Source organism: Bacteroides sp. Phil13 (genome assembly GCF_001940965.1).
Taxonomy (GTDB): domain Bacteria; phylum Bacteroidota; class Bacteroidia; order Bacteroidales; family Bacteroidaceae; genus Bacteroides; species Bacteroides intestinalis.
On the sequence record NZ_MSHA01000081.1, the window covers coordinates 119,018 to 144,732 of the forward strand.

At 42.5% G+C, this 25,715-nt stretch carries 22 protein-coding genes and 1 pseudogene; 12 read left to right on the top strand and 11 right to left on the bottom strand.

Going from position 1 to position 25,715, the window contains the following annotated elements; translation table 11 throughout:
• Positions 1-211: 211 nt before the first annotated feature.
• The gene (locus tag BWI44_RS15275) at positions 212-877 is read left to right on the top strand and encodes a DUF4476 domain-containing protein (RefSeq protein WP_138292291.1); all 666 of its coding nucleotides are present in this window, start codon (positions 212-214) and stop codon (positions 875-877) included.
• 118 nt (positions 878-995) lie between these two features.
• On the opposite strand, the gene BWI44_RS15280 is transcribed toward BWI44_RS15275, so the two are convergent.
• From BWI44_RS15280 to BWI44_RS15290, 3 genes and pseudogenes are all read right to left on the bottom strand, one after another.
• Positions 996-1,568 carry a DNA-3-methyladenine glycosylase I gene (locus tag BWI44_RS15280; RefSeq protein ID WP_138292290.1) on the bottom strand — a complete coding sequence of 191 codons (573 nt, stop codon included), beginning with the start codon at positions 1,566-1,568 and terminating at the stop codon, positions 996-998.
• Between the two features lie 154 nt (positions 1,569-1,722).
• Positions 1,723-1,833, bottom strand: a pseudogene (locus BWI44_RS15285) (alpha/beta hydrolase); the annotation flags it as partial.
• 558 nt (positions 1,834-2,391) lie between these two features.
• Positions 2,392-2,919 (bottom strand): HEAT-like fold family protein, encoded by a 528-nt coding sequence (locus BWI44_RS15290; protein ID WP_195209441.1) that lies wholly within the window; start codon positions 2,917-2,919, stop codon positions 2,392-2,394.
• Positions 2,920-3,295: 376 nt separating this feature from the next.
• Here BWI44_RS15290 and BWI44_RS15295 point away from each other — a divergent pair, with 376 nt between their 5' ends.
• A complete protein-coding gene (locus BWI44_RS15295) occupies positions 3,296-3,646 on the top strand; it encodes a hypothetical protein (protein ID WP_195209440.1) in 351 nt (116 codons plus the stop codon).
• Between the two features lie 571 nt (positions 3,647-4,217).
• Here BWI44_RS15295 and fabD read toward each other — a convergent pair.
• Positions 4,218-5,105, bottom strand: coding sequence for an ACP S-malonyltransferase (gene fabD / locus BWI44_RS15300; RefSeq protein WP_195209438.1), 888 nt, complete (start codon positions 5,103-5,105; stop codon positions 4,218-4,220).
• 465 nt (positions 5,106-5,570) lie between these two features.
• Here fabD and BWI44_RS15305 point away from each other — a divergent pair, with 465 nt between their 5' ends.
• The 4 genes from BWI44_RS15305 (at position 5,571) to xylE (ending at position 10,816) form a co-directional block, all read left to right on the top strand.
• Positions 5,571-6,302: an NUDIX hydrolase gene (locus BWI44_RS15305; RefSeq protein WP_044155189.1), complete on the top strand. Its 732-nt coding sequence runs from the start codon at positions 5,571-5,573 to the stop codon at positions 6,300-6,302.
• A 44-nt stretch (positions 6,303-6,346) separates the two neighbouring features.
• A complete protein-coding gene (locus tag BWI44_RS15310) occupies positions 6,347-7,837 on the top strand; it encodes a xylulokinase (protein ID WP_195209437.1) in 1,491 nt (496 codons plus the stop codon).
• A 93-nt stretch (positions 7,838-7,930) separates the two neighbouring features.
• Positions 7,931-9,247, top strand: coding sequence for a xylose isomerase (gene xylA, locus BWI44_RS15315; RefSeq protein ID WP_007214097.1), 1,317 nt, complete (start codon positions 7,931-7,933; stop codon positions 9,245-9,247).
• Between the two features lie 117 nt (positions 9,248-9,364).
• Complete coding sequence (xylE, locus tag BWI44_RS15320) at positions 9,365-10,816, top strand: D-xylose transporter XylE (protein WP_195209436.1); 1,452 nt, start codon at positions 9,365-9,367, stop codon at positions 10,814-10,816.
• Positions 10,817-10,912: 96 nt separating this feature from the next.
• Here xylE and BWI44_RS15325 read toward each other — a convergent pair whose 3' ends face one another.
• Positions 10,913-14,185, bottom strand: coding sequence for a TonB-dependent receptor (locus tag BWI44_RS15325; protein ID WP_195209435.1), 3,273 nt, complete (start codon positions 14,183-14,185; stop codon positions 10,913-10,915).
• 215 nt (positions 14,186-14,400) lie between these two features.
• Between BWI44_RS15325 and BWI44_RS15330 the strand changes: the two genes are divergently transcribed.
• The gene (locus tag BWI44_RS15330) at positions 14,401-15,933 is read left to right on the top strand and encodes a carbon-nitrogen hydrolase family protein (RefSeq protein ID WP_115503305.1); all 1,533 of its coding nucleotides are present in this window, start codon (positions 14,401-14,403) and stop codon (positions 15,931-15,933) included.
• A gap of 10 nt (positions 15,934-15,943) precedes the next feature.
• Here BWI44_RS15330 and BWI44_RS15335 read toward each other — a convergent pair whose 3' ends face one another.
• The 5 genes from BWI44_RS15335 to BWI44_RS15355 form a co-directional block, all read right to left on the bottom strand.
• Positions 15,944-16,234: a type II toxin-antitoxin system RelE/ParE family toxin gene (locus BWI44_RS15335; RefSeq protein ID WP_138292285.1), complete on the bottom strand. Its 291-nt coding sequence runs from the start codon at positions 16,232-16,234 to the stop codon at positions 15,944-15,946.
• A complete protein-coding gene (locus BWI44_RS15340) occupies positions 16,216-16,587 on the bottom strand; it encodes a hypothetical protein (protein WP_118422618.1) in 372 nt (123 codons plus the stop codon). Before BWI44_RS15340 ends, BWI44_RS15335 begins: the two co-directional genes overlap by 19 nt.
• A 67-nt stretch (positions 16,588-16,654) precedes the next feature.
• Positions 16,655-17,356 carry an SIMPL domain-containing protein gene (locus BWI44_RS15345; RefSeq protein WP_286814968.1) on the bottom strand — a complete coding sequence of 234 codons (702 nt, stop codon included), beginning with the start codon at positions 17,354-17,356 and terminating at the stop codon, positions 16,655-16,657.
• Between the two features lie 129 nt (positions 17,357-17,485).
• Positions 17,486-17,635, bottom strand: a complete 150-nt coding sequence (locus BWI44_RS15350) for a hypothetical protein (RefSeq protein WP_171032159.1) — start codon at positions 17,633-17,635, stop codon at positions 17,486-17,488.
• 679 nt (positions 17,636-18,314) lie between these two features.
• Complete coding sequence (locus BWI44_RS15355; RefSeq protein ID WP_195209433.1) at positions 18,315-18,872, bottom strand: NAD(P)H-dependent oxidoreductase; 558 nt, start codon at positions 18,870-18,872, stop codon at positions 18,315-18,317.
• 186 nt (positions 18,873-19,058) lie between these two features.
• Between BWI44_RS15355 and ileS the strand changes: the two genes are divergently transcribed.
• From ileS to BWI44_RS15380, 5 genes are read left to right on the top strand one after another with little or no spacing between them, the layout of a single operon-like run.
• On the top strand, positions 19,059-22,484 hold the full coding sequence (ileS, locus tag BWI44_RS15360; RefSeq protein ID WP_195209432.1) for an isoleucine--tRNA ligase: 3,426 nt from the start codon (positions 19,059-19,061) through the stop codon (positions 22,482-22,484).
• A 28-nt stretch (positions 22,485-22,512) separates the two neighbouring features.
• On the top strand, positions 22,513-22,893 hold the full coding sequence (locus BWI44_RS15365; RefSeq protein WP_007218473.1) for a TraR/DksA family transcriptional regulator: 381 nt from the start codon (positions 22,513-22,515) through the stop codon (positions 22,891-22,893).
• Between the two features lie 2 nt (positions 22,894-22,895).
• Positions 22,896-23,570, top strand: coding sequence for a lipoprotein signal peptidase (locus BWI44_RS15370; protein WP_007662715.1), 675 nt, complete (start codon positions 22,896-22,898; stop codon positions 23,568-23,570).
• Complete coding sequence (locus tag BWI44_RS15375; protein WP_117691409.1) at positions 23,567-24,553, top strand: DUF4296 domain-containing protein; 987 nt, start codon at positions 23,567-23,569, stop codon at positions 24,551-24,553. The genes BWI44_RS15370 and BWI44_RS15375 overlap by 4 nt, the downstream gene beginning before the upstream one ends.
• Positions 24,553-24,900 (top strand): hypothetical protein, encoded by a 348-nt coding sequence (locus BWI44_RS15380; RefSeq protein WP_195209431.1) that lies wholly within the window; start codon positions 24,553-24,555, stop codon positions 24,898-24,900. The genes BWI44_RS15375 and BWI44_RS15380 overlap by 1 nt, the downstream gene beginning before the upstream one ends.
• Here the strand turns inward: BWI44_RS15380 and BWI44_RS15385 are convergent.
• A complete protein-coding gene (locus BWI44_RS15385; RefSeq protein WP_138292280.1) occupies positions 24,851-25,612 on the bottom strand; it encodes a TrmH family RNA methyltransferase in 762 nt (253 codons plus the stop codon). The two genes, BWI44_RS15380 and BWI44_RS15385, sit on opposite strands and share 50 nt — an antisense overlap.
• Between the last annotated feature and the right edge of the window lie 103 nt (positions 25,613-25,715).

Sequence of the window (25,715 nt, forward strand, 5' to 3'; positions counted from 1 at the left end):
TCCAATTACTATGGAGGTGAATTACTCGTCACATTATGTGACAAAGATAGGAAAAAGATGTTTCCCTCCATAGCTTTATCTTTTTTATTGAAATCCATAACTCTATATATGAATAGGGAAATCTCCCTAAATAATAGGGAAAAAGATAATATTATATGTTTTTCTCCACTTATATTTGTAGCAACATAAAAAGTAAAAAACAATATATGCAATGAAAACAATAAAACTGACATTAGCACTACTGGCATTTATGATTGGCATAAATAGCTGCGCCAGCATTATCGGATCGAGTAAAGACATCATGATGAGTGTCCAAAAAGGGATGACCCAAAAAGAAGTTTCTTCCATACTTGGAAAACCACAATATCGCCGTTTTGACCAAGAAACAGAGCAGTGGGAGTATGTGAAACTTGTTGCCGGTGGCAATTTATCTACTGTGACTACATCGATTGTCATAGATTTCGTAAACGGGCGTGTTGTAGGGATGAATTCTTTTAACACAGCTCCTCATCCGCCTGTTGCTGTATATCCTGCTATTGAAGTAGGTGATGGAACTGCTTCCTCCCGTCCGCACGTTAGTGGTGGAAGAGGGATGAATGAGAGGGATTTCCAGTCGCTTTACAACAAAGTGAAGAGCAAACCTTTCAAGGACGACCAACTGGAATTATTGGAAGCCGGAATCGGTAACAGAGGATTGAGTTGCAAACAGTGTGTGCGGATGATGTCGATATACCGGTTTGATGACGACAAACTGGAAGTTCTGAAAATTATAGCTCCGAATATCTCCGATCGGGAGAATTATGACGAGATAATCGATGCACTCGATTTCATCTCCAGTGAAGAAAAAGCAAGAAATATTTTGGGAATAAAAAAGTAAAATGATACCAGGATCTATAAGCGAACTCAAAAACTAAACTTCATATATTTCAACGGAAAGGCGGCAAATCCACGCGAGGAAATACCGCCTTTTACTTTGTATGAAGTTATACTGTCATTTATTCTTTTCGGCAGATACAACCCGCCAGATGGTCGTTAACGAATCCCGCAGCCTGCAAGTGGGCGTAGCAGATCGTAGATCCGAAGAACTTGAATCCTCGTTTTTTCATATCCTTGCTCATGGCATCGGATTCGGGAGATGATACCGGAATCTCACTCAAGGACTGAAAGGTATTGATGATCGGTCTTCTATCGGGAAAGAACGATAGTGTATATTCATAGAAACTACCGAACTCCTTTTGTATGGCGAGGAATAACCTTGCATTTGTGATGGTCGATTTGATTTTCAGACGGTTCTTTACGATGCCATCAAAGTGCATCAGCTGTTCGACATCTTCATCGGTCATTTGTGCTACCTGTCCGGCATCGAAACCACAGAAGGCTTTGCGATATCCCTCGCGCTTTTTGAGGATGGTTATCCAACTTAATCCGGCTTGGGCGCTCTCCAGCACAAGAAATTCGAACAGTGTCTTGTCGTCGGTTACTAAATTTCCCCACTCTTGATCATGGTATTTCACATACAGTTCGTCAGTTCCGCACCAACCACAGCGTCCGTTTACAAAATCTTGCATAATTATAGTACTTATAATGAATGTACAAATATACTTGATTCACAACGGCGTGCCAAATTTCAATAAGCTATTTTACGATGGAAATCATTTTCCACGTTTCCCGGGTTTTCTTATTTCAGATTCTCGTTGAAGAATGCCACCAATTTATCGAATGGTTTGCATTTACGCGGTTCATGTTGTACATTGTAGAGGCAACAGTAGCCTTGATGCGTGTGTCAATAGCAGCTGCATAAAGTGCCAGACCGCCCCATCCGCAAATGCCGATATATCATCTCATCTCCATCGGTCGGGGCATTTATTTTATAATCCATAAGAATACTTTTTAAGCGCTTTCTGCAAAAATAGCATAAAGCGGAGAATTATTCTTTTGAAATCTGTTTTTTCTTTCTGATTGCGTCTCATTTCGCAAGCCTTCTTCTTAACTGGTGTTTTATTCTCGCTTTTTATCTTTATCTTTGTCACTGAGCATACTCTGTATGCTGATCTGAATGTTCCGCAATATGGATAAGTTCATTCCTCTGAACTATATCTCGTTTATCAATTTTAATAAAGATGGTAAAGCAAAGGTGAAACTGAACGGCGAAACTTTTTTATAGATGCGAAAGGAAATCGGGTTGAATAAACATGAAAATAACTTCAATAAGCTTATGATCGATAAGGATGAAATTGTATTAAAGCCTTTACTTAACGAAGATATACCATTGTTTGACAGGTGCTTGAGTAAAGATTATATCTATAAGTGGCTGTGTCCAGATGGGGAAGAACAAAGAAAAGTCTGGATGGATGAAGTAAACAACAGAAATGGCAAGTATGAAACGGGAACTTATTTATTTATCTTTTTCAGAATATTCCGTATGGTAGTCTTAACGCCCGTGGAATAATATTCGGTATCTGCATTCTCTAATATGAGTTGTAGCTCTTTCAAAAGTTCCGGCTCAGACTTGCAAAGCTGGTAAGCCATTCTGATAGATAATGCCTGCACACCGATACTTTCTTGTGGGGCCAACATATGATCCAGGCAATAATTCAGCAAATCGACAGAGGCAGGACCAGATGTAGGTACATTATATAATATAGACAGCAACAACCGTTTGGAACCATCATGTTGGCAGACCAATAATCGCTGAATAATATCATCCAGCAATGGAACAAACCAGCCGGGATGCTTCTCACTTACTTTCTCACATACCCATATAGCCCGCCATGAAACGACAATTTTATCGTCGGAAATCAACCGATATATATCTTTAAGGTATTCCGGATGCAGGCATATTTCCTGCACCAGCTTATCTATTGATAGTTTGCAAAGAGGCATTGCAAGGGTGTTTCTGTATTCGTCGATTTTCTCCATCTATTCTGTTTATTTATAAGAAGAAACAAACTTAGCAAAAAACTGTGATATTTTTAATGATAACCATAGAAACCTTCGTTTTTGCTAATATCCGATCCGGAGAACTACGGGCATTCTTTATTTTAGGATAAAAAATGTGCAAAAACACATTTGTAGGGATTACGCCCCATAACGAATCCCCAAAAGCTCCGACAACACCTACAAAGGCGATTCATCTCTTGCGAACCCTACATTTGTACGTTTTTATATATCAATAATTGTATGTAATTTCGTACCATATTTAAGAACGATACAACTGCTGAACAGCTTTCCCCCACACTATGAAGCCCTTCTATCCTTCCTGAATGAAAACTAAAAAATAACCAACTCATTAAGCATGAAAAAAATAACATGGTTTAAACACCCAAACGACCTGTCGAACGACAAAAGGTTATCCGCACTCATCGACCACGAAGGAGGAAGAGGATTCGGAACGCATCTGTATGCTATCAATAGAACTACAACTCATCCACAAAAAATGGCACGGAAACTGCACTGGATTTGCCAGACAATTGGCAAGAAACTGATAGAGAACTACCAAACAACTGACAAAGAACTACCAAACAACTTGGAAACTCTTTGCAAAAACAAAGAGAAACAATATGATGATAACTACCTGAATACCAGTGATAAAAACAGAAAACCCGCCCTCGTGCGCGTAAGAGTAGAAAAGAGTAGAGAAGAGTAGAGAAGATAAGAGCAGAGTAGATGAGAGTAGAAAAAACGACTTCGTCGTTAAAAGAACGGCGACGAAGGAGAAGTACAAGCTACGCAAAATGCCATGCCCCTTTCCCGCTCCTGGGGGGAACTGATAGGCAGCCTAACAGAAGGCAGCGAATGGAAGGACAGAGTCTGCAACCCAAGCCCTCCCAATGCCACACCTGAGCGGGGCAAATGCCACACCTGAACAGGGTAAACGCCACACCTGAACAAGGTAAACGCCACACCTGAACAAGGTAAACGCCACACTTCACGGTCGTCCAAGTGTGGCATCGACACCCGCGAAGTGTGGCATTGCGGACGTTGAACCCCAGCATTGGAAAACATTCAACTGAAAAATAAACTTAAAAACAATTCAACTGAAAATGAGATACTTTCATCAATACGGAATCGATACCAAAGGCCGCAACAGCGATGGTAAGATCAAAAACATCTGCCCTCAGTGCTCTATGTTTTTTGTTTTACTGAATATAAAAAAAGACCGCTCTTGTGAAAAAGCAGTCCTTTATATGTTTTATAACAACGTATATCCTTCCGGATTATGCAATACCGTGAGCAGATACCTCCGGTGCAATCTTCTTGATCAGACCTTGCAGTACAGCACCTGGGCCACATTCTGTGAAGTCGGTAGCACCATCAGTAACCATATTCTTAACAGTCTGCGTCCAGCGTACAGAAGCTGTCAGCTGAGCAACGAGATTCTTCTTGATTTCTTCCGGATCAGTATGAGGCAATGCATCTACATTCTGATAAACCGGACATTTGGGAGCGTGGATTTCAGTAGCGTTGATGGCTGCTTCCAATTCAACTTTTGCAGGATTCATCAGCGGAGAGTGGAAAGCGCCGCCTACCTTCAAAGGCAAAGCACGTTTTGCTCCGGCAGCTTTCATCAGTTCGCATGCCTTGTTGATGCCTTCGATAGAACCGGAAATTACGATCTGTCCCGGACAGTTATAGTTGGCTGCAACGCAAACTTCACCTTCAGCGGTTACTTGCTCGCAGATTTCTTCTACTTTTTCATCGGAGAGGGCAATGATAGCCGCCATTGTAGAGGGCTGTATCTCGCAAGCTTTCTGCATAGCCATAGCACGGGCATAAACCAGCTTCAATCCATCTTCGAAACTCAATGCACCGGCAGCAACCAGAGCAGAGAATTCACCCAATGAGTGACCGGCAGTCATCTCAGGCTTAAAATCATCACCCATACAAAGTGCGGAGATAACGGAGTGAAGGAATACGGCAGGCTGAGTAACCTTCGTCTGACGCAGGTCTTCGTCCGTACCGTTGAACATAATATCCGTAATGCGATATCCCAGGATATCATTGGCTTTTTCAAACAATTCTTTTGCTAAAGCGGAGTTTTCATACAGGTCTTTTCCCATTCCTACGAATTGGGCACCTTGACCCGGAAATACAAATGCTTTCATACTGTTCTTGTTTTAGTGGTTAATTAAAAAAGTGGTGCAAAGGTATAGCTTTTTCTGATATTGACCGCACAAACGAAGGATTTTTGTGCAATAAGCTATTTTAACTCCCTCCCTTCTCCGAACAGAGGGAGTTGGGAAGTAGAGGGATAGATGAGAAAAAAATCTTTTTATGGCACTTCAACTAAAATACAATAAGAGGTACTTGTCTTTTTAATCTTCCGATATACTAAAATCCTTAAAAATAAAGCACTTCACTCTTATTGTACTTCCTACAATTACCTGATTCTTCCGTTTATCAATAATACATATTGTACTTTCAACGATAAGGATATGTTCTGATATTGTAAAATATACGATATGTATTATATTGAAAAATAGTGCTTTATAACATGATAAAAATTAAGTTTTTCACGCTTGCGTATTCAAAAAACCTGTTTATATTTGCAGCGCTTAAACATGGATATTATGCAAAACATGGAACATAAAACCCCATTAGCGAACAATCATATATCAGTAGACTGTGTAGTGATTGGCTTTGACGGAGAACAATTAAAAGTTCTGTTGATAAAACGTGTAGGTGAGGAGCAAGGTGAAATTTTCCACGATATGAAGCTTCCCGGAAGTCTGATCTATATGGATGAAGATTTGGACGAAGCTGCCCAGCGTGTGTTGAATGAACTAACGGGTTTGAAGAACGTCAATCTGATGCAATTCAAGGCATTCGGTTCTAAGAATAGGACAAAAGACCCGAAAGACATTCATTGGCTGGAACGCGCCATGCAATCAAGAGTGGAACGTATCGTTACGATTGCTTACCTGTCACTGGTGAAGATAGATCGGGCACTAAGTCGAAATCTGGCTGATTTCGAAGCATATTGGGTGGCATTGCAAGATATTAAGGCATTGGCTTTCGACCATAATCTGATTATTAAAGAAGCACTGGTGTATATCCGCCAGTATGTGGAGATTAATCCGTCAGCCTTGTTTGATCTGCTTCCCCGTAAGTTTACAGCATCACAACTGCGTACTTTATATGAATTGATATATGGCAAACCTATTGATGTACGGAACTTCCACAAGAAAATAGCGATGATGGAATACGTTGTTCCATTGGAGGAAAAACAACAGGGAGTTGCCCACCGTGCCGCACGCTATTATCGATTCGATAAGAAGATATATAATAAGGTAAGAAGATAAGTATTAATAAAATAATTCATAAATCAAAACTCATAATTAATACCATGTATTTATTAGGCTATGACATTGGAAGCTCGTCCGTAAAAGCGAGCCTGGTAAACGCCGAAACCGGCAAATGTGTATCTTCTGCTTTCTTCCCGAAGACAGAAGCGGCAATCATTGCAGTTAAACCGGGTTGGGCGGAACAAAATCCCGAAAGTTGGTGGGAAAATCTAAAGCTTGCCACACAGGCTGTCATGAATGAATCGGGTGCAAACGCAGGTGAAATCAAGGCAATCGGTATCTCTTATCAGATGCATGGATTGGTATGTGTGGACAAAGACCAGAATGTGTTGCGTCCTTCCATTATCTGGTGTGACTCGCGTGCTGTGCCTTACGGACAGAAAGCTTTCGAAACGCTGGGAGAAGGGAAATGTCTCTCACATCTGTTGAACTCTCCGGGTAACTTCACTGCCTCTAAACTGGCATGGATCAAGGAAAACGAACCGGCCATCTACGAACGGATTTATAAGATTATGCTGCCGGGTGATTACATCGCCATGAAGTTGAGCGGTGAAATCTGTACCACTGTTTCCGGACTTTCGGAAGGTATGTTCTGGGATTTCAAGAACAATCGTGTAGCCGACTTCCTAATGGATTATTATGGTTTCGATAACTCTCTGATTGCGGACATCAAACCCACATTCTCTGAACAAGGCCGTGTGAATGCTGCCGCAGCAAAAGAATTGGGATTAAAGGAAGGTACACCGATCACATATCGTGCAGGTGACCAACCGAATAACGCTCTTTCACTGAATGTATTCAATCCGGGAGAAATAGCTTCTACAGCAGGCACTTCTGGCGTTGTATATGGTGTGAACGGTGAAGTGAACTATGATCCGAAATCACGCGTAAATACATTCGCTCATGTAAATCATACGGACGAACAAACCCGTCTGGGTGTGCTGCTTTGCATCAATGGTACAGGTATTCTTAACTCTTGGGTGAAACGTACGATTGCTCCCGAAGGCATCTCTTACAATGAAATGAATGTACTGGCATCACAAGCTCCTATCGGTAGTGCAGGTATAAGTATTCTGCCCTTCGGTAACGGTGCGGAACGTATGCTCGAAAACAAAGAGATCAACTGCTCCATCCGTGGCTTGAACTTCAATCTGCATGGTAAACAACACATTGTGCGTGCAGCTCAGGAAGGCATTGTATTCTCATTCAAGTATGGTATAGATATTATGGAAGGTATGGGCATCCCTGTACAGAAAATCCATGCAGGCCATGCAAATATGTTCCTTAGCTCCATCTTCCGCGATACGTTGGCAGGTGTGACGGGAGCAACGATCGAACTATACGATACGGACGGTTCGGTAGGTGCAGCCAAGGGAGCGGGTATCGGTGCAGGTATCTATAAGGATAACAACGAGGCATTCGCAACGCTGGAAAAACTGGATGTTATCGAGCCTAATCAGGCTAAGCGCCAGGAATATGCAGATGCCTATGCACGCTGGAAACATCGTTTGGAAAAATCAATGGCAAAATAATGCCAACTTAATTCTCCTCTGAAAACGAGGAGAATTAAAGTAATACAGTTAACAATCAAAACATAATTAACCCTTTAAAATTCAATTAAAATTATGGCAACAAAAGAGTATTTTCCCGGAATAGGAAAGATTAAATTCGAAGGTAAAGAGAGTATGAACCCGATGGCATATCGTTACTACGATGCTGAGAAGGTAATCATGGGTAAGAAGATGAAAGATTGGTTGAAGTTTGCTATGGCTTGGTGGCACACTCTCTGCGCAGAAGGTGGTGACCAATTCGGTGGCGGAACGAAACAATTCCCTTGGAATGGTGACTCTGACGCTTTGCAAGCAGCTAAAAATAAATTGGATGCAGGTTTCGAATTCATGCAGAAGATGGGTATCGAATACTATTGCTTCCACGATGTAGACCTGATTTCTGAAGGTGCAAGCATCGAAGAATATGAAGCTAATCTGAAAGCTATCGTAGCTTATGCAAAAGAAAAACAGGCTGAAACTGGTATCAAGCTGTTGTGGGGTACTGCTAACGTATTCGGCCATGCACGTTATATGAACGGTGCTGCTACCAATCCTGATTTCGACGTTGTAGCACGCGCTGCTGTTCAGATCAAAAACGCTATTGACGCTACAATCGAACTGGGTGGTTCAAACTATGTATTCTGGGGCGGTCGCGAAGGTTATATGTCTTTGCTGAACACTGACCAGAAACGTGAAAAAGAACACCTTGCAAAGATGTTGACTATCGCTCGTGACTATGCACGTGCTCGTGGCTTTAAAGGTACTTTCCTGATTGAGCCGAAACCGATGGAACCGACAAAACATCAGTATGACGTAGATACTGAAACGGTTATCGGCTTCCTGAAAGCTCACGGTTTGGATAAGGATTTCAAAGTAAACATCGAGGTTAATCACGCAACTTTGGCTGGCCATACTTTCGAACACGAACTAGCTGTAGCTGTTGACAACGGCATGTTGGGTTCTATTGATGCTAACCGTGGTGACTACCAGAACGGTTGGGATACTGACCAATTCCCTATCGATAACTACGAACTAACTCAGGCTATGATGCAGATCATCCGCAACGGTGGTTTGGGCAATGGCGGTACTAACTTCGACGCTAAGACCCGTCGTAACTCTACCGACCTGGAAGATATCTTCATCGCTCACATTGCAGGTATGGATGCTATGGCACGTGCTCTGGAAAGTGCAGCTAAATTACTGGAAGAATCTCCTTATAAGAAAATGTTGGCTGACCGTTACGCATCATTCGACGGTGGCAAGGGTAAGGAATTCGAAGAAGGCAAATTGTCTTTGGAAGATGTTGTAGCTTATGCGAAAGCTAACGGCGAACCGAAACAAACCAGCGGTAAGCAAGAATTGTATGAAGCAATCGTAAATATGTATTGTTAATATAATAAAGGTGGTAGGGTGACAGAGTGATAAGTGATATCACTCTATCACCTTTATCACTCTACTACTTATCTCTTTATCACTTTTTACTCATTTATCAACCTAATCTTTTTTATCATGAATGATGCTAACAATGGTAGTAAACTCTACCTATATTCTATTACAACCGTTGCCATTCTGGGAGGCCTACTGTTCGGTTACGATACGGCGGTAATCTCGGGTGCGGAGAAGGGCTTGGAAGCTTTCTTCCTGATGGCTACGGATTTCCAATATGACAAGGTGATGCACGGTATCACTTCTTCCAGCGCACTTATCGGCTGTGTGATCGGTGGTGCTCTTTCCGGTTTCTTCGCTTCCCGCCTGGGACGACGCAATTCGTTGAGACTGGCATCCGTGCTGTTCTTCCTGTCTGCATTGGGTTCTTACTATCCTGAAGTTTTATTTTTCAACTACGGTGAGCCAAACATGGAATTGCTCATCGCATTCAATTTGTATCGCGTATTGGGCGGTATTGGTGTAGGTCTTGCCTCTGCCGTATGTCCGATGTATATCGCAGAAATTGCGCCTTCTAATATTCGTGGAACGTTGGTATCTTGTAACCAGTTTGCCATTATCTTCGGTATGTTGGTGGTTTATTTCGTTAACTTCCTGATTATGGGCGATCACACGAATCCTATTATTGATAAAAGCGCTGAAGGCATATTGTCAGTGAATGCCGCTTCGGATATGTGGAGCGTACAAACAGGCTGGCGTTATATGTTCGGTTCGGAAGCATTCCCGGCTGCATTATTCGGTTTCCTCCTTTTCTTTGTACCGAAGACTCCGCGTTATCTGGTGCTGGTACATCAGGACGAAAAGGCATACTCTATCCTGGAGAAGGTGAATGGTGCAAGCAAAGCAAAAGAAATTCTGGCAGAAATCAAGGCTACTTCCAAGGAAAAGACAGAGAAACTGTTCTCTTACGGTGTGGCAGTTATCGTTATCGGTATTTTGCTTTCCGTATTCCAGCAGGCCATTGGTATCAATGCCGTACTCTACTATGCTCCGCGTATTTTTGAAAATGCAGGTGCTGAAGGTGGTGGTATGATGCAGACTGTCATCATGGGTATTGTAAACATTGTATTTACTCTTGTAGCTATCTTTACTGTAGACCGTTTCGGACGCAAGCCGTTGCTGATTATCGGTTCTATCGGTATGGCAGTAGGTGCATTTGCAGTGGCAATGTGCGACAGCATGGGAATCAAGGGTATCGTTCCGGTTCTTTCCGTGATTGTATACGCAGCTTTCTTTATGATGTCATGGGGACCGATTTGCTGGGTATTGATTTCAGAAATCTTCCCGAATACCATCCGTGGCAAAGCCGTAGCTATTGCAGTAGCTTTCCAATGGATTTTCAACTATATCATATCCTCTACATTCCCGGCACTGTACGATTTCAGTCCGATGTTCGCATACAGCTTGTATGGCATCATCTGCGTTGCAGCCGCCTTCTTCGTTTGGCGTTGGGTACCCGAAACGAAGGGTAAGACTCTGGAAGATATGAGTAAACTTTGGAGAAGAAACAAGTAAAATTCTCTCTCCTTTAAGATCTTATGAATGTAAAAAGGTGCAACTGAAACTATCGGTTGCACCTTTTCTTTTTTGATAAATATAAGTTCCGAATCTTTAATTGAACACGTATCGCAGGCCAATTTGAAGCTTCCAACATTCACTGTAATTCAGGTTTCGGGTGAAGCTTTCGGTAGGATAGTTACCGTCACTGTCTTTGTACATAGAGAAAACAGGAGTATTTCTTTCACCCGTACCCTTATAGGTAAGGATGCGTCCACCGTTAGCGCCGGACATGTTCTTTGTTACGCCCCATTTGCTGTTCAGTAAGTTACCTATATTCAGGATATCCAGGCTGAGTTGCAGCGTATTCTTAGTTTTGCCAATCTTCACGAAGAAGTCGCGGCTCCAACGGAAATCAAAGCGGTGTATCCAAGGAGCACTTGCCGAATAAGCTTCGGCATATTCGCCTTTATGCTTCTTCAGATAAGGGTCTTGATTCACGAACTTCCAGAAAGCATCTGCATCTTCAGCACTCGTGAATTTGATTTCATCTTTCGTCTTCGGGATATAAATGAGGTCATTGGTCACACCGTCACCGTTCATGTCATTAGAGTACATAAAACTGTAGCTGCCGGATGAGTAACCACTGTAAAAGAGGCTGAAATTAGAAGTACTTCTTTTGTTTACGTGTACACGCCAGTTAATGGAAGCTATTACACGGTTGGGAGTAACGTAACGTGAACGCATCAATCCTGAATTATTCGGACCGTTGATGGAAGGCATGTTTGTCCACGCAGAGTTGGCATCTGAACCGGGCATCCCACTGATTTCCTTGGATTCGGTGTGCGTGTAGGCGGCCATGATATTCACATTTTTCGCAGGTTCGGCAAATACGGTGATATTGCCTGTCCAGCCCCATCCTTTGGATGTATTGGTCAAGACGTTTGCACTGTTGATATTGGTGTGTTCCAAATAGTTTTCAGGATAGATGTAGCGCTCGTCTGGACCGTTGAAGCGCTGCCACGTATCTTCCGGACTCTTTATATTATAGTTAAATTGACGTACGGCATTGATATCTTTGGAGAACATACCCTCTAATGTAACGGTAAGAGGGAAGGAGGCGGGTATCTGATAATCCAGGGCAAGGGAGGTCTTCCACACTTGCGGCATTTTGAAATCAGGATCGATACCTACGATACCGCTTGGCAACACACCTTCTTCGGGAGTGATGGTAGTGGGAAGTCCTAATGTAGAAATCATTTGGTTTACGTCTATTATCATGTTACCTTTCAGTAACTCCAGACGCGGATCACGGTTTATAACTTTACCGTCCTTATATCGTGTGGTGATACTTACCAGATTCTGGATCATTCCGGAATTGGTTGGCATATTGGTAAAGAATACCAAAGGAATACGTCCTGTGAAAAATCCCGAACCACCACGCACTTTCAGGGTTTTATCATTGAATACGTCCCAAGTAAAACCCAGACGTGGTGAGAATTGCAATTTACTGTCAGGCCATGCACCTGTATCGATGTGCATGCCGTTAAAATCCAAATCATAAATAGCCTGATTGCGCATTAATTCGTTCAGGAAACTCAGGTTGTCCATACGTATGCCCGCAGTCAGTTTGAAGTTATCGCGAATGTTCCATTCATCTTGCAGATAGACGCCCAACTGGCCGAAATTCACATCAGCAGAAGGCTTTGTATTTCCGTTGTAGCCATAAGCCAAGGCGAAAGATTCGGGAGCAGCTCCATTTTTGAAATCCTCGAAGCTGGAGTATCGGTAATATCCTGTTCCGTTGCGCATGTAAGAGTTACTCGCCTTCTGGTGTTCGTAACTGATACCGGCTGTTAATTTATGGGTACCCAGGTAATAGGTGAAGTTGTCTACGATGGTCGTCACCGTATTCTTCACTTTATTATTGTAAGTAAACAATTCATAGCCGGCCGTCATATATGGTTCCAGAATCTGGTTACCCTCATTGTTATATCCGTACATGATGTCAATGAAAGGGAACAAGCCGGAATTTGTACCGCGTTCATCCGTCATATCACTGTAAGTAAATAGCAGCTGATTGGATATGGCAGATGTAAAACGGCTATTTAATTCGGCAGTAACAGAGTTTACAATATTCTGCAAGGAATAGCAGGAATTAGCGTATGACATGGAATATTGGGAAACACGGTCATAAGCCAGGCGATATCCGGTATTTCCGGAACTTCCATTTGGAGCATTCCAAGTTTTGTTGTTTGTAAAGTTATAACGTACGCTCAATTTATTCCCTTTATCTATATTCCAGTCGATACGCCCCAATAGTTTCAGATTAGTGATATTGGCAGGAAAGTTAGTGAAAGAACCGGTGTCATAACCATATTTGTCTTTTAGTATCTGAGAGAATTCAACCATATCTGCTGCTGTGGCACGGGAGATGGTAGAGTTGTTAGGAGTTTCACCTTCTTGGGCAGCGCGCCATTTTACAACCTGCTGCGGACTCTTTTCATACTCTACATTTGCAAAGAAGAACAGCTTGTCTTTAATGATAGGACCACCCAATGTAGCACCGTAAACAGTCTTGGACTCTTCGGCACGCGCCCCGAAATCAGTATTGCCAATTTTGTTACCGCGCATCACTTCATTGTTGAAGTACATATAAGCGCTGCCTCTGTAAGCGTTTGTACCCGATTTCGTAATGGCATTAATGCCTGCACCGATAAAGTTTGCCTGACGCACATCGTATGGGGCAATCACAACCTGTACTTCATCAATGGCATCCAGTGAAATAGGATTTCCACCTCCGGGCAGATTAGAAGACAAGCCGAAGTTATTATTTAAGTTCGCGCCATCTACCGTGAACGTATTGGAACGTCCGTCGCGGCCTCCAAAATTGTTTCCTGACGCATACGGGGAAATGCGGGTAAAATCGCTGATACTACGGTTAATACTGGGCAATGTGGTGAGCTGCTCAGAAGAAACATTGGTAGTAGCTCCTGTCTTTTCAGCACTGAACTTTGACTTGCTGGCTGTAATGGTGATTTCTCCCAATAATTCCGAAGCTTCGTGCAGGGTTACATTCAAAGAATAAGTCTCACCCAGTTGCAGCTGGATGCCTGTATAGATTGCAGTCTGATAACCTACATATGATACCGTTACCTTGTAAGGACCACCGGAGCGCATGCCTTGCAGACTGAAACGTCCGTCTATATTGGTAACAGCACCGTAACTGGTTCCGGAAGGTTCGTGTACGGCTACAACCGTAGCACCGATGACAGCTTCTTCGTCAGCCACCACTTTACCACTCATTCCGGCAGTAGTTACCTGTGCCTTGAGCATTCCTGTAAGGGAAAGCAAAAGCACAAACAGGAATAACATCTTTTTAGCCATGATTTTTTTAATTTAAAAAGGAATAAACTGAAAGTTGTAGAAAACGATGCAAAAGTATAAAAAAAGCAAAATACTCTTATTCCTAAAGTGTTAAATCCTCATTTCTTTTTTTGCAGAGTCACTTTCTCACAAAAATGTTTATTCCGGGAGACAATGTATAAGTTTAAACCGTACCTTTGCAGCGGATTTAACTTTTGGTATAAAAAAGAGACATTATGGACTCATTGAAAATCAACAAAGTACAGTTGCGTAATTTACAGATAGAAGACTACGAGCAACTGGCGCAATCATTCACCCGTGTATATACGGATGGAAGCGATGTGTTTTGGACACACAAACAAATTGAAAAACTCATCCGAATTTTCCCCGAAGGACAGATTGTAACCGTGGTAGACGAAAAAATTGTCGGCTGCGCACTTTCCATTATTGTGAATTACGATGATGTGAAGAACGATCATACTTATGCACAGGTGACGGGTAAAGAAACCTTCAATACCCATAACCCTAAAGGCAATATATTATATGGTATTGAAGTCTTTATTCATCCCCAATACCGTGGGCTCCGGCTGGCACGTCGTATGTACGAATACCGCAAGGAGCTTTGTGAAACTCTGAACCTGAAAGCTATTATGTTCGGTGGACGTATTCCCAACTATTATAAATACTCAGATCAGCTTCGCCCGAAAGAGTATATAGATAAGGTAAAGCAGAAAGAAATTTTCGACCCTGTATTGACCTTTCAGCTTTCCAATGATTTCCACGTACGCAAGGTAATGCGCAATTACTTGCCGAATGACGAGGAATCCAGGCATTATGCTTGTCTGTTGCAATGGGATAACATTTACTATCAGGAACCCACAGAAGAATATATTGCACCGAAAACCACCGTGCGCGTAGGATTGGTGCAGTGGCAGATGCGTAGTTATCAGACACTGGATGACCTGTTTGAACAGGTAGAATTCTTTGTGGATGCCGTATCCGATTATAAGAGTGACTTCATTCTTTTCCCCGAATACTTCAATGCCCCACTGATGGCAAAATTCAATAATGAAGGGGAGTCACAGGCCATTCGCGGACTGGCGGCTTATACAGAGGAGATTAGAGAACGATTTGTAAAATTGGCTATCAGTTACAACATCAATATCATTACGGGTAGCATGCCGCTCATTAAAGAGGATGGACTTTTGTATAATGTAGGTTTCCTTTGTCGCCGCGATGGTAGTTTTGAGATGTATGAGAAGTTGCACGTCACACCCGATGAAATAAAAAGCTGGGGATTAAGTGGCGGAAAGGCTTTGCAGACATTCGATACGGACTGTGCTAAGATCGGCGTACTGATTTGCTATGATGTGGAATTTCCGGAATTATCCCGTATTATGGCAGACCAGGGTATGCAGATTTTATTCGTTCCTTTCCTGACGGATACGCAAAATGCTTACTCGCGTGTAAAGGTATGCGCCCATGCCCGTGCCATCGAAAATGAATGTTTCGTTGTCATTGCCGGTAGTGTAGGTAATCTTCCGCGTGTGCACAATATGGATATTCAGTATGCACAGTCAGGTGTATTTACCCCCTGCGACTTTGCATTCCCAACGGATGGCAAGCGTGCAGAAGCCACACCGAATACAGAAATGATACTGGTATCCGATGTGGATCTGGATTTATTGAATGAATTGCATACTTACGGCAGTGTACGCAATCTGAAAGACAGAAGAAGCGACTTGTATGAGGTAAGGATGAAGAAATAAAACAATCGGATTATTTATTCATTTTATTGAAACGTAGCCAGACAATATGTATTTCCGTATTATTGTACCAATAATAAATTCTACATAGAGGATGAGATAGAATAGACCTATATTTCTTGTCTTTTCCACGTTTTTCGAGCTGGCCAACAGTGGGCATTAATAAAATCTTGCACATCGCTTCATCTACATTCTTTGCAAAGGTGACAGCGAATTGTATTCCCAGATTTACAGCATACCAATATGCAGTCTTTTGAAATACGGCAAGTGCCCGCTTTGTCCAGATTACTTTAAGTTCAGCCATAAATTGAAAGCGGCTTTTACTTCTTCATCAGTAGCAATACCGCTGGCTTCTGACTGTTTTGATTCTTTTTCAAATTCCTCATCAGTATATTGGCAGGGTATAGGTTTGCCTATCAGAAAATTCTCTTTTTCAAGTTCTTCTGCAAATTCCCTGTCAAGATGTGTATATGCAAATTCTTTGGCACGTTGATAACGCTCCTCAAAGCTTTCCTCATCTTTATCGAGCATGCTGCTGATTTTAGACAATAGCACGGCATCGTCCATTTGTTCTATTCTGTCTTTTATGTGATTGCGCAAGGCATTCAGCATCGGACGGCTATAGTAAGTTGCAGCTGACTCTTTTACTTTTCCCATAACATAACGTTTTGTACAAAGTTACACTTTAATGCCACAGTAACAAAAGAAATAAATCTTTTTATTTCTACTTTATCTCGAATCTCACCAGCATCGAATAATTCAGTTTTATCGTACGGAAAGCATCGTAAGCTTCTGACTGTGATGAACTCACATTGCTCTGAGCTGCAAAATACCGGGGATAACCTGCACTTTCCTGCGGTTCGACAATGCGGATGACATCTCCCAGGCGTTTGCCTAATGCTTCCACCAAATATCCTGCTTTCTTTTGTGCAGCTTTCAGTGCCTCTATCTTACCTTGTTGCCGATAAACCTGCATATCTTTATTCTTCAGTTCTCCGATGCGCATGTAGCTGATGCCTTTCATATCGATAACCTTTAGAATCTCATCAATCTGACTAAAATCGGTCAACGTAATATCAAACCGTTTAGATACCAGGAATTCAAATCCGCGTTCACGCCAATAATCACCTACCTCTTGTGTACGGATGGCGTCTTCCGGAATCCCAATCTTTCGCAAGGCAGCTCTCAAATTTCTCTCTATTCCGATCAATGGCACTTTAGTCCGATAATTCTCCGGTTTGGACTTTCCGTCAAATTCCTCTTCCCAATATTCTTTAATCTCGATAAGATAATGAATCTCGTCGGGCACAAGAGTTATTTCCGAAGTTCCAGTAACTTCGATATACTTCGCATTATCAGCCTCCTGACTGAATGCAGTGCTATAAACCAATAGAAATACGGCAAATAATAAAAATCTAGTTTTCATAATAGTATGTTCTTTTGAGAATTATACTTGCAATGATACAAAAAAAAGAGGATATTGTGATAATCATCTACTCTCATTTCAAGAATTCATACAAGAAATGTGATATCCTGAGATAACGGCAGAGTCTTTTTAGTTCTTATTTTTAATTGCCCATTCTTTTTCGATAGCTTGGCGAATCATTTCCAGATTATCCCAATTCCTGCCACCGGAAGCGTGCCAACGATTATTAGTAGGATTACAACGGCTATTATAAGCCATGTGCGGATTTCCGAGCTTCATATCGGATTTTTTGATTTGCAAAGTTACGGATGTGACAGAGAAAGGACAAATTTCAATCAGGAAAAGATAATAACTGGAACTTGTTTTTACCTTGAACGAGGTAAACTGACGTTAATAAATAAACTACCAATGCTCTCTTGAAAAAACTCTTTCTTTTCTCCTACGCATTTCATAAATAAATGATTTCTTTTAGAGAAATGAATTAAGTCCATAAAATGCTCTGAAATCATGACAAGTAAAAAGTCTTATTAATAACCGCAAACAACGTTTTTAAAGAATAACCGAAACGTTTTTTAAGAACGTATCCAACGTTTATTAACAGTGTAGAAATGAGCTTTAAACCTCAAGTTGAATATATGTCAACAAAAAAGGTGGAAAATCCTTGTGAGGAAATACCACCTTATCTTCTTTTTTGCCTATTATTATTCCAAAAACGAAATGTCTGAAATAACTATAATCAATTTAATTTGTTATCGAATAAACCGCCCATCGGTATTTGGTAGACAGCCTGTCTTAGATGAAATATTTGTCAAATTAACGCACCATCCAAAAGTGCTCCAAAAAGAAAGAATAACTTTTGTCATTTCACCAAGGGTTTAGGTTTATAATAAAACTTAGCTTAAAACTTTTACAAAGATACAACATTGTAAAAGCAAAATCAAGTGTTTCGACCGACATTTTACCAGCTATCTTCCGATTTATCTTTCCCGATAAGTGCCATCACCTGTTTTTTATAAAGGTCCGCTGCTAAGGCAATATTCTTTTCCGCATCGGGTGTTCCCATACCATACACCACAAAAGGAGTCTGCCATATCATTCCTGCATGTACAGCACCACACTGATAAGGACGCAAAAGTTCATCCACCGTGAAGCGGTTTCTTCCTCCGCTTCGGTACGCATCAAATTCGGAACCGGTAGTGGTGGCTACCAGTAAAGGCTTACCAGCTACTGCCGGAGTTTTTGCCAAATAGGTAAATATCCCGTCCTGCCATTTCTTTAATAAAGACGGTGCCGACATCCAATAAAATGGGAATTGATATATCACTGCATTGGCATGAGATATAATCCGGCTCCATGCATCCATATTAAGGATATTCTCATCCGGCATCTCATATAAATTGAAAATAGCCACATCATCCATTTCCTTTATGGCATCAAACAGGGCTTTATTGGCTTGTGAGTTTTCCATGTTGGGGTGTGCCAGAAGCACCACAACCTTTTTTAGATCTTTGTCCATACTATTATTTTTGATGTTTTGGTGAATAATCAATTACGACAGGCAAAAATAGTTTTTTTCTATTCAATAATATCTTTTCTCTAACTTTTTTGTAACTTTGCACCCTTAAAATAAGGAGGGTCGCTTTAGCACGTCTCAAAGTACCCCCTTAATCGTTAAATTGTAAATAGTTAAATTGCAAATAAGATGGGTAAGAAGTTTGCCGAATATTCGCAGTTCGACCTCTCAAAGGTAAACGCGGAAGTGTTGAAGAAATGGGACGAGAACCAGGTTTTCGCCAAGAGTATGACAGAACGTGAAGGCTGTCCTTCTTTCGTTTTTTATGAAGGACCGCCCTCTGCCAACGGTATGCCGGGCATTCACCACGTAATGGCTCGCTCCATCAAAGATATTTTCTGCCGTTACAAAACCATGAAAGGTTTCCTGGTGAAACGTAAAGCCGGATGGGACACACACGGACTTCCTGTGGAACTGGGGGTGGAAAAAGCAATGGGTATCACCAAGGAAGATATCGGTAAAACGATCTCCGTAGCCGACTATAACGCTGCCTGCCGCAAAGATGTGATGAAATTCACCAAAGAATGGGAAGATCTGACTCACAAGATGGGGTATTGGGTAGACATGACCGATCCTTATATTACCTACGACAACCGCTACATCGAAACCTTGTGGTGGCTGTTAAAGCAACTCTATACGAAAGGGTATCTTTATAAAGGATATACCATACAGCCTTATTCTCCCGCTGCCGGAACAGGTCTGAGCTCACACGAATTGAACCAGCCCGGTTGTTATCGCGACGTGAAGGATGTGACCTGTGTGGCACAATTTAAGATGAAGAACCCGAAGCCGGAAATGGCAGAGTGGGGAACTCCGTACTTCTTAGCATGGACCACGACTCCCTGGACATTACCTTCAAATACCGCGCTTTGCGTAGGCCCGAAGATAGATTATGTAGCCGTACAAAGTTACAATGGATACACCGGAGAGAAAATCACCGTTGTACTTGCCAAAGCTTTGCTCTACACGCACTTCAATAAGAAAGCGGAAGACATCGCCCTGGAAGATTACAAACCGGGAGATAAGCTGATACCGTTCAAAATTGTAGGAGAATATAAAGGTCCGGAACTTGTAGGTATGGAATATGAGCAACTGATACCTTGGGTGAATCCGGGTGAAGGTGCATTCCGCGTAATCTCAGGTGACTATGTGACTACGGAAGACGGTACAGGTATCGTACATATCGCTCCGACATTCGGTGCCGACGATGCCCAGGTAGCGAAAGCCGCCGGTGTTCCGCCGTTGCAACTCATCAATAAGAAAGGTGAACTCCGCCCGATGGTGGACCTGACCGGTAAGTTCTATAAATTGGACGAACTGGATGAGAACTTCGTGAAAGAGCGCGTAAACGTAGACTTATATAAGGAATATGCAGGCCGTTTCGTGAAGAATGCTTACGACCCGAATCTGACAGATCAGGACGAGAGTCTAGACGTAAGTCTCTGCATGATGATGAAAGCCAATAACCAAGCGTTCAAGATAGAGAAGCATGTGCACAATTACCCGCACTGCTGGCGTACGGACAAACCGGTATTGTATTATCCGTTAGATAGCTGGTTCATCCGCTCTACCGCTTGCAAAGACCGTATGATAGATCTGAACAAGACGATCAACTGGAAACCGGAAAGCACCGGTACGGGACGTTTTGGCAAGTGGCTGGAAAATCTGAATGACTGGAATCTGAGTCGTTCACGTTACTGGGGTACTCCGCTGCCTATTTGGCGCACGGAAGACAACAGCGAGGAAATCTGCATCGGTTCGGTTGAAGAGCTTTATAATGAAATAGAGAAATCCGTAGCTGCCGGATTCATGAAGTCCAATCCTTATAAGGATAAAGGTTTCGTACCCGGTGAGTACAATGGAGAAAATTATGATAAGATAGACTTGCACCGTCCGTATGTGGATGATATCATCCTCGTATCCAAAGACGGCAAGCCCATGAAGCGTGAAGCGGACCTGATAGACGTATGGTTCGATTCCGGTGCCATGCCGTATGCACAAATCCACTATCCGTTCGAGAACAAAGAATTGCTGGATAGCCATCAGGTTTACCCCGCCGACTTTATCGCCGAAGGTGTGGATCAGACTCGCGGTTGGTTCTTTACGCTCCATGCAATCGCTTCAATGGTATTCGATACTATCTCCTACAAGGCTGTTATCTCTAACGGATTGGTACTTGACAAGAATGGTAACAAGATGTCCAAGCGTCTGGGCAATGGTGTAGATCCTTTCTCAACTATCGAGAAATACGGGTCCGACCCCTTGCGCTGGTACATGATCACCAATTCTTCTCCGTGGGATAACCTGAAATTCGACGTAGACGGCATCGAAGAAGTTCGTCGTAAATTCTTCGGTACATTATATAATACGTATTCTTTCTTCTCACTCTACGCCAATGTAGACGGATTCGAATACAAGGAAGCTGACGTGCCGATGGCTGAACGCCCTGAAATCGACCGTTGGATACTCTCTGTACTGAATACACTGGTGAAAGAAGTGGATACTTGCTATAGCGAATACGAGCCGACAAAGGCCGGACGTCTGATATCCGACTTCGTAAATGACAACCTCTCCAACTGGTATGTTCGTCTGAACCGTAAACGTTTCTGGGGTGGTGAATTTACGCAGGATAAGTTATCTGCTTACCAGACTCTGTACACTTGTCTGGAAACCGTTGCCAAATTGATGTCGCCCATCGCTCCGTTCTATGCCGACAAGCTCTATATGGACTTGGTTACTGCAACGGGACGCGACAACGTGGTATCCGTACACTTGGCTAAATTCCCCGAATATAAGGAGGAAATGATAGACAAGGAACTGGAAGTCCGCATGCAAATGGCACAAGACGTAACTTCTATGGTATTGGCTTTGCGCCGCAAGGTGAATATCAAAGTACGCCAGCCGCTACAATGTATCATGATACCGGTAGTAGACGAGGAACAACGTGCCCACATCGAAGCTGTAAAGGCACTTATCATGAGCGAAGTGAACGTGAAGGATATCAAGTTCGTAGATGGTGCCGCCGGTGTGCTGGTGAAGAAAGTGAAATGTGACTTCAAGAAGATGGGACCGAAATTTGGCAAACAGATGAAAGCCGTAGCTGCTGCTGTAGCAGAAATGTCACAGGAAGCTATCGCTGAACTGGAAAAGAATGGTTCTTATACTTTGCAACTGGATGGTACGGATGTGCTTGTGGAAGCTACTGACGTAGAAATCTTCAGCGAAGACATTCCGGGATGGCTGGTTGCCAACGAAGGAAAGCTGACTGTTGCCTTGGATGTAACCGTAACAGAAGAGCTTCGCCGCGAAGGTATTGCCCGTGAACTGGTTAACCGTATTCAAAATATTCGCAAATCAAGCGGTTTGGAGATAACAGACAAAATAAAGATTACATTATCAAAAAATCAGCAAACAGATGATGCGGTAAACGAATATAAAGACTATATTTGTAACCAGGTTTTAGGAACCTCACTGACGCTGACCGATGAGGTGGAAAACGGCACGGAACTTAACTTTGACGATTTCTCCCTGTACGTAAGCGTTGTAAAAGAATAATAATACTAACGATTTAACACGTAAAGTTATGGCAGAAAAAACAAGATACTCGGATGCTGAATTGGAAGAATTCCGCGCCATTATTAATGAGAAGTTAGAATTGGCACAGCGCGATTACGAATTGCTGAAAGCCAGTTTAACCGGAGCCGATGGTAATGATACCGACGATACGTCTCCTACGTACAAAGTTTTGGAAGAAGGTGCCAACACCTTGTCCAAAGAAGAAACGACACGCCTGGCTCAACGTCAGTTGAAGTTTATCCAGGGTTTGCAGGCCGCATTGGTACGCATCGAGAACAAAACGTATGGTATTTGCCGTGAAACAGGTAAGTTGATTCCTGCCGAACGTTTACGTGCTGTGCCTCATGCTACACTGAGCATTGAGGCCAAAAATAACGGTAAGAAGTAAGGATGAACAAATACCTCACGAAAGGTCGCATTGCGCTGCTCGTTATTTTCTCGGTATTAATTGCTGACCAGATAATCAAGATCTATGTCAAGACTCACATGTATTGGCATCAGAGCGAAAACGCCATAAAATGGCTTTATGAGAAGCTGGGCATGGTAGATGCAGAACCGCCTACATGGTTTTATATTTACTTTACCGAGAATAACGGTATGGCGTTCGGTATGGAGATTTTCGGTAAGTTATTCCTTACCTTGTTCCGTATTGTTGCAGTAGGAGCGATAGGGTGGTATTTAACGAGAATAATCAAGCAGGGCTTGAAGACAGGTTATATCGTATGCGTATCTCTTATTCTTACAGGAGCGTTGGGTAACATCATCGATAGTGTGTTCTATGGTGTGTTGTTCAATGAGAGTACACATTCGCAGATAGCTTCATTCCTGCCGGAAGGCGGAGGATATGCTCCTTTGTTCTACGGAAAGGTGGTGGATATGTTCTATTTCCCTATCATTGATACGAACTGGCCTCAATGGATGCCGTTTGTAGGTGGGGATCATTTCATATTCTTCAGCCCGATATTCAACCTTGCCGATGCCGCTATCAGTTGTGGTATCATTGCCCTGTTATTATTTTACAGCAAATATTTGAATGACTCTTATCATGCAATAAAGAAATCATGAAAGGTCTGCATCGAATTCAATGGTTTAGCATATTCCTGTTAGCATTTTGTTTGACAGCCTGTCAGGTGAAAAGACCGAAGGTGGTTATATCGGATGCTAAGATGGAAAATGTGCTTTATGACTACCATATAGCAAAGGCTATGGGGGAAGAAGTCCCTTATACCGATGGCTATAAAAGGGTGTTGTACATTGAATCGGTGTTTAAAAAACATGGTATTACGCAAGCCGAATTTGACTCTTCAATGGTTTGGTTCACGCGTAATCCGGAAGTACTCACCAAGATTTATGAGAAAGTAAATGCAAGGCTGAAAGCGGAGCGGGATGTTGTCAATCATTTAATTGCCATACGTGACAATAAACCGAAGGAAAGTCTTCCGGGGGACAGTATTGATGTATGGGCATGGCAACGTATCTATCAGCTGACAGGTATGCCGATGGACAACAAGATTACTTTCGTATTACCCTCAGATACCAACTTTAAAGACCGCGATACTTTGCGGTGGAACGTTCGTTTTCGCTTCCACAACGGTGCGCCTGATTCCTTATATGCTCCCGTCATGGCTATGCAGATTGTCTATAAAGACAGCATAATCAGTGATATTCAGAAAGTATACAAATCGGGTATGGAAACGGTTTCCCTCTTTGCCGATACGTTGGGAGAAATCCGGGAAATACGCGGGTACATCTATTATCCCGCAGCACAGGCTACCCGTACATTGCTGACCGACCGCATTTCACTGATGCGTTATCATGCTACGGATACACTGTCGTTTGCTAAGAATGATTCTATTCAGAAAGATTCTGTTAAGACAGAGAAAATAGAACCTCAGGAACTCAAGAAAGAGGAACTGAAACCTGTGGAAGAGAAGATAAATGATAATCCGCGCAGACGTGATGCTGCCCGTCCTCGTCCATCTTCGGAACCTACACTGAAGAAGTTGGATAATCCAGAGCACGTTCAATTCCGTAAAGATAACCCCTGATGATCAAACGATTTGCTTCACACTTTATTTTTCTGCCCGGACATGGTTATCTCAAACAATATGTGGTAGGGGTGGAAGAAGGACAAGTTGTGTCCGCCTTTTCCTTGACAGAGGAGATTGAAGGAGTGGAATGGTTTCCCGGAGTCATTGCTTTATTGAATAATGAAGAAGATATTTCCGAAGGGTACTCCGGTATATTTCAGAAAGCAAATGAAGTATTACAGGAACTTCCGGAAATTTTCTGCCAAGAAACGTTTCCTTCCGGAATAAATGCTTATCTACTTTATCCTTTCGATTTTACAACGATGCTGCCTGTCGACGGAACTCGGCACAGACCACTGCGGTAGCAATTGCCACATTCAGTGACTCGGACGTTTCCCTCTCTGCGGGATAATTGGGAATATAAAGTTTGCGGTTAATGAGTTGCTCCACTTCTTTCCCGATTCCGTTGCCTTCATTACCCATCACAATCAATCCGTTGGATGATAATTTCTGTGTGTACATATTTTCTCCATCGAGGAAAGTGCCGTAAACTGGTATATCCTTCAGGCTTTGAATGAGGTCGGGCAGGGGAGTATAGTGCAGTTTCACACGGGCAATGCCTCCCATGGTGGCTTGAACCGTCTTTGGATTATATACATCTACGGTGTTCGGGGAACAGAAGATATGCTCTATTCCAAACCAGTCTGCCAGACGAATGATAGTACCCAGATTTCCCGGATCTTGCACATCGTCCAACGCCAGGCAAAGCGAGTGGCTGATGACGGAAGCATCCGTTTCATATTCCGGCTGCTCGAATATGGCAAGTACCTGTTGGGGAGTTTTCAATAAGCTGGCACGGGAAAGGTCTTCATCAGACACTTCCGAAACATCTTCTACCGGAAGCTTGGGATGTTGCGATAACCATTCGGGCGTCGCTGCCAGAAAGCGGCAGGGAAAATGTCCTAACAAATCTCCTACCAGTTTAGGACCCTCTGCCAGAAAGACTTTTTCTGTTTTACGATTCTTCTTCAGCTCCAACGAGTGGATATATTTGATGCGGTTTTTGCTCAGTGCCATAGCTTAAATGTTATCGTTTGGCAAAAGTACGTGATTATTTCTATATAATCAAAAAACGGAACACACTTCATCCGGTTTTTTATTTCGGAAAAGAAAAAATAGA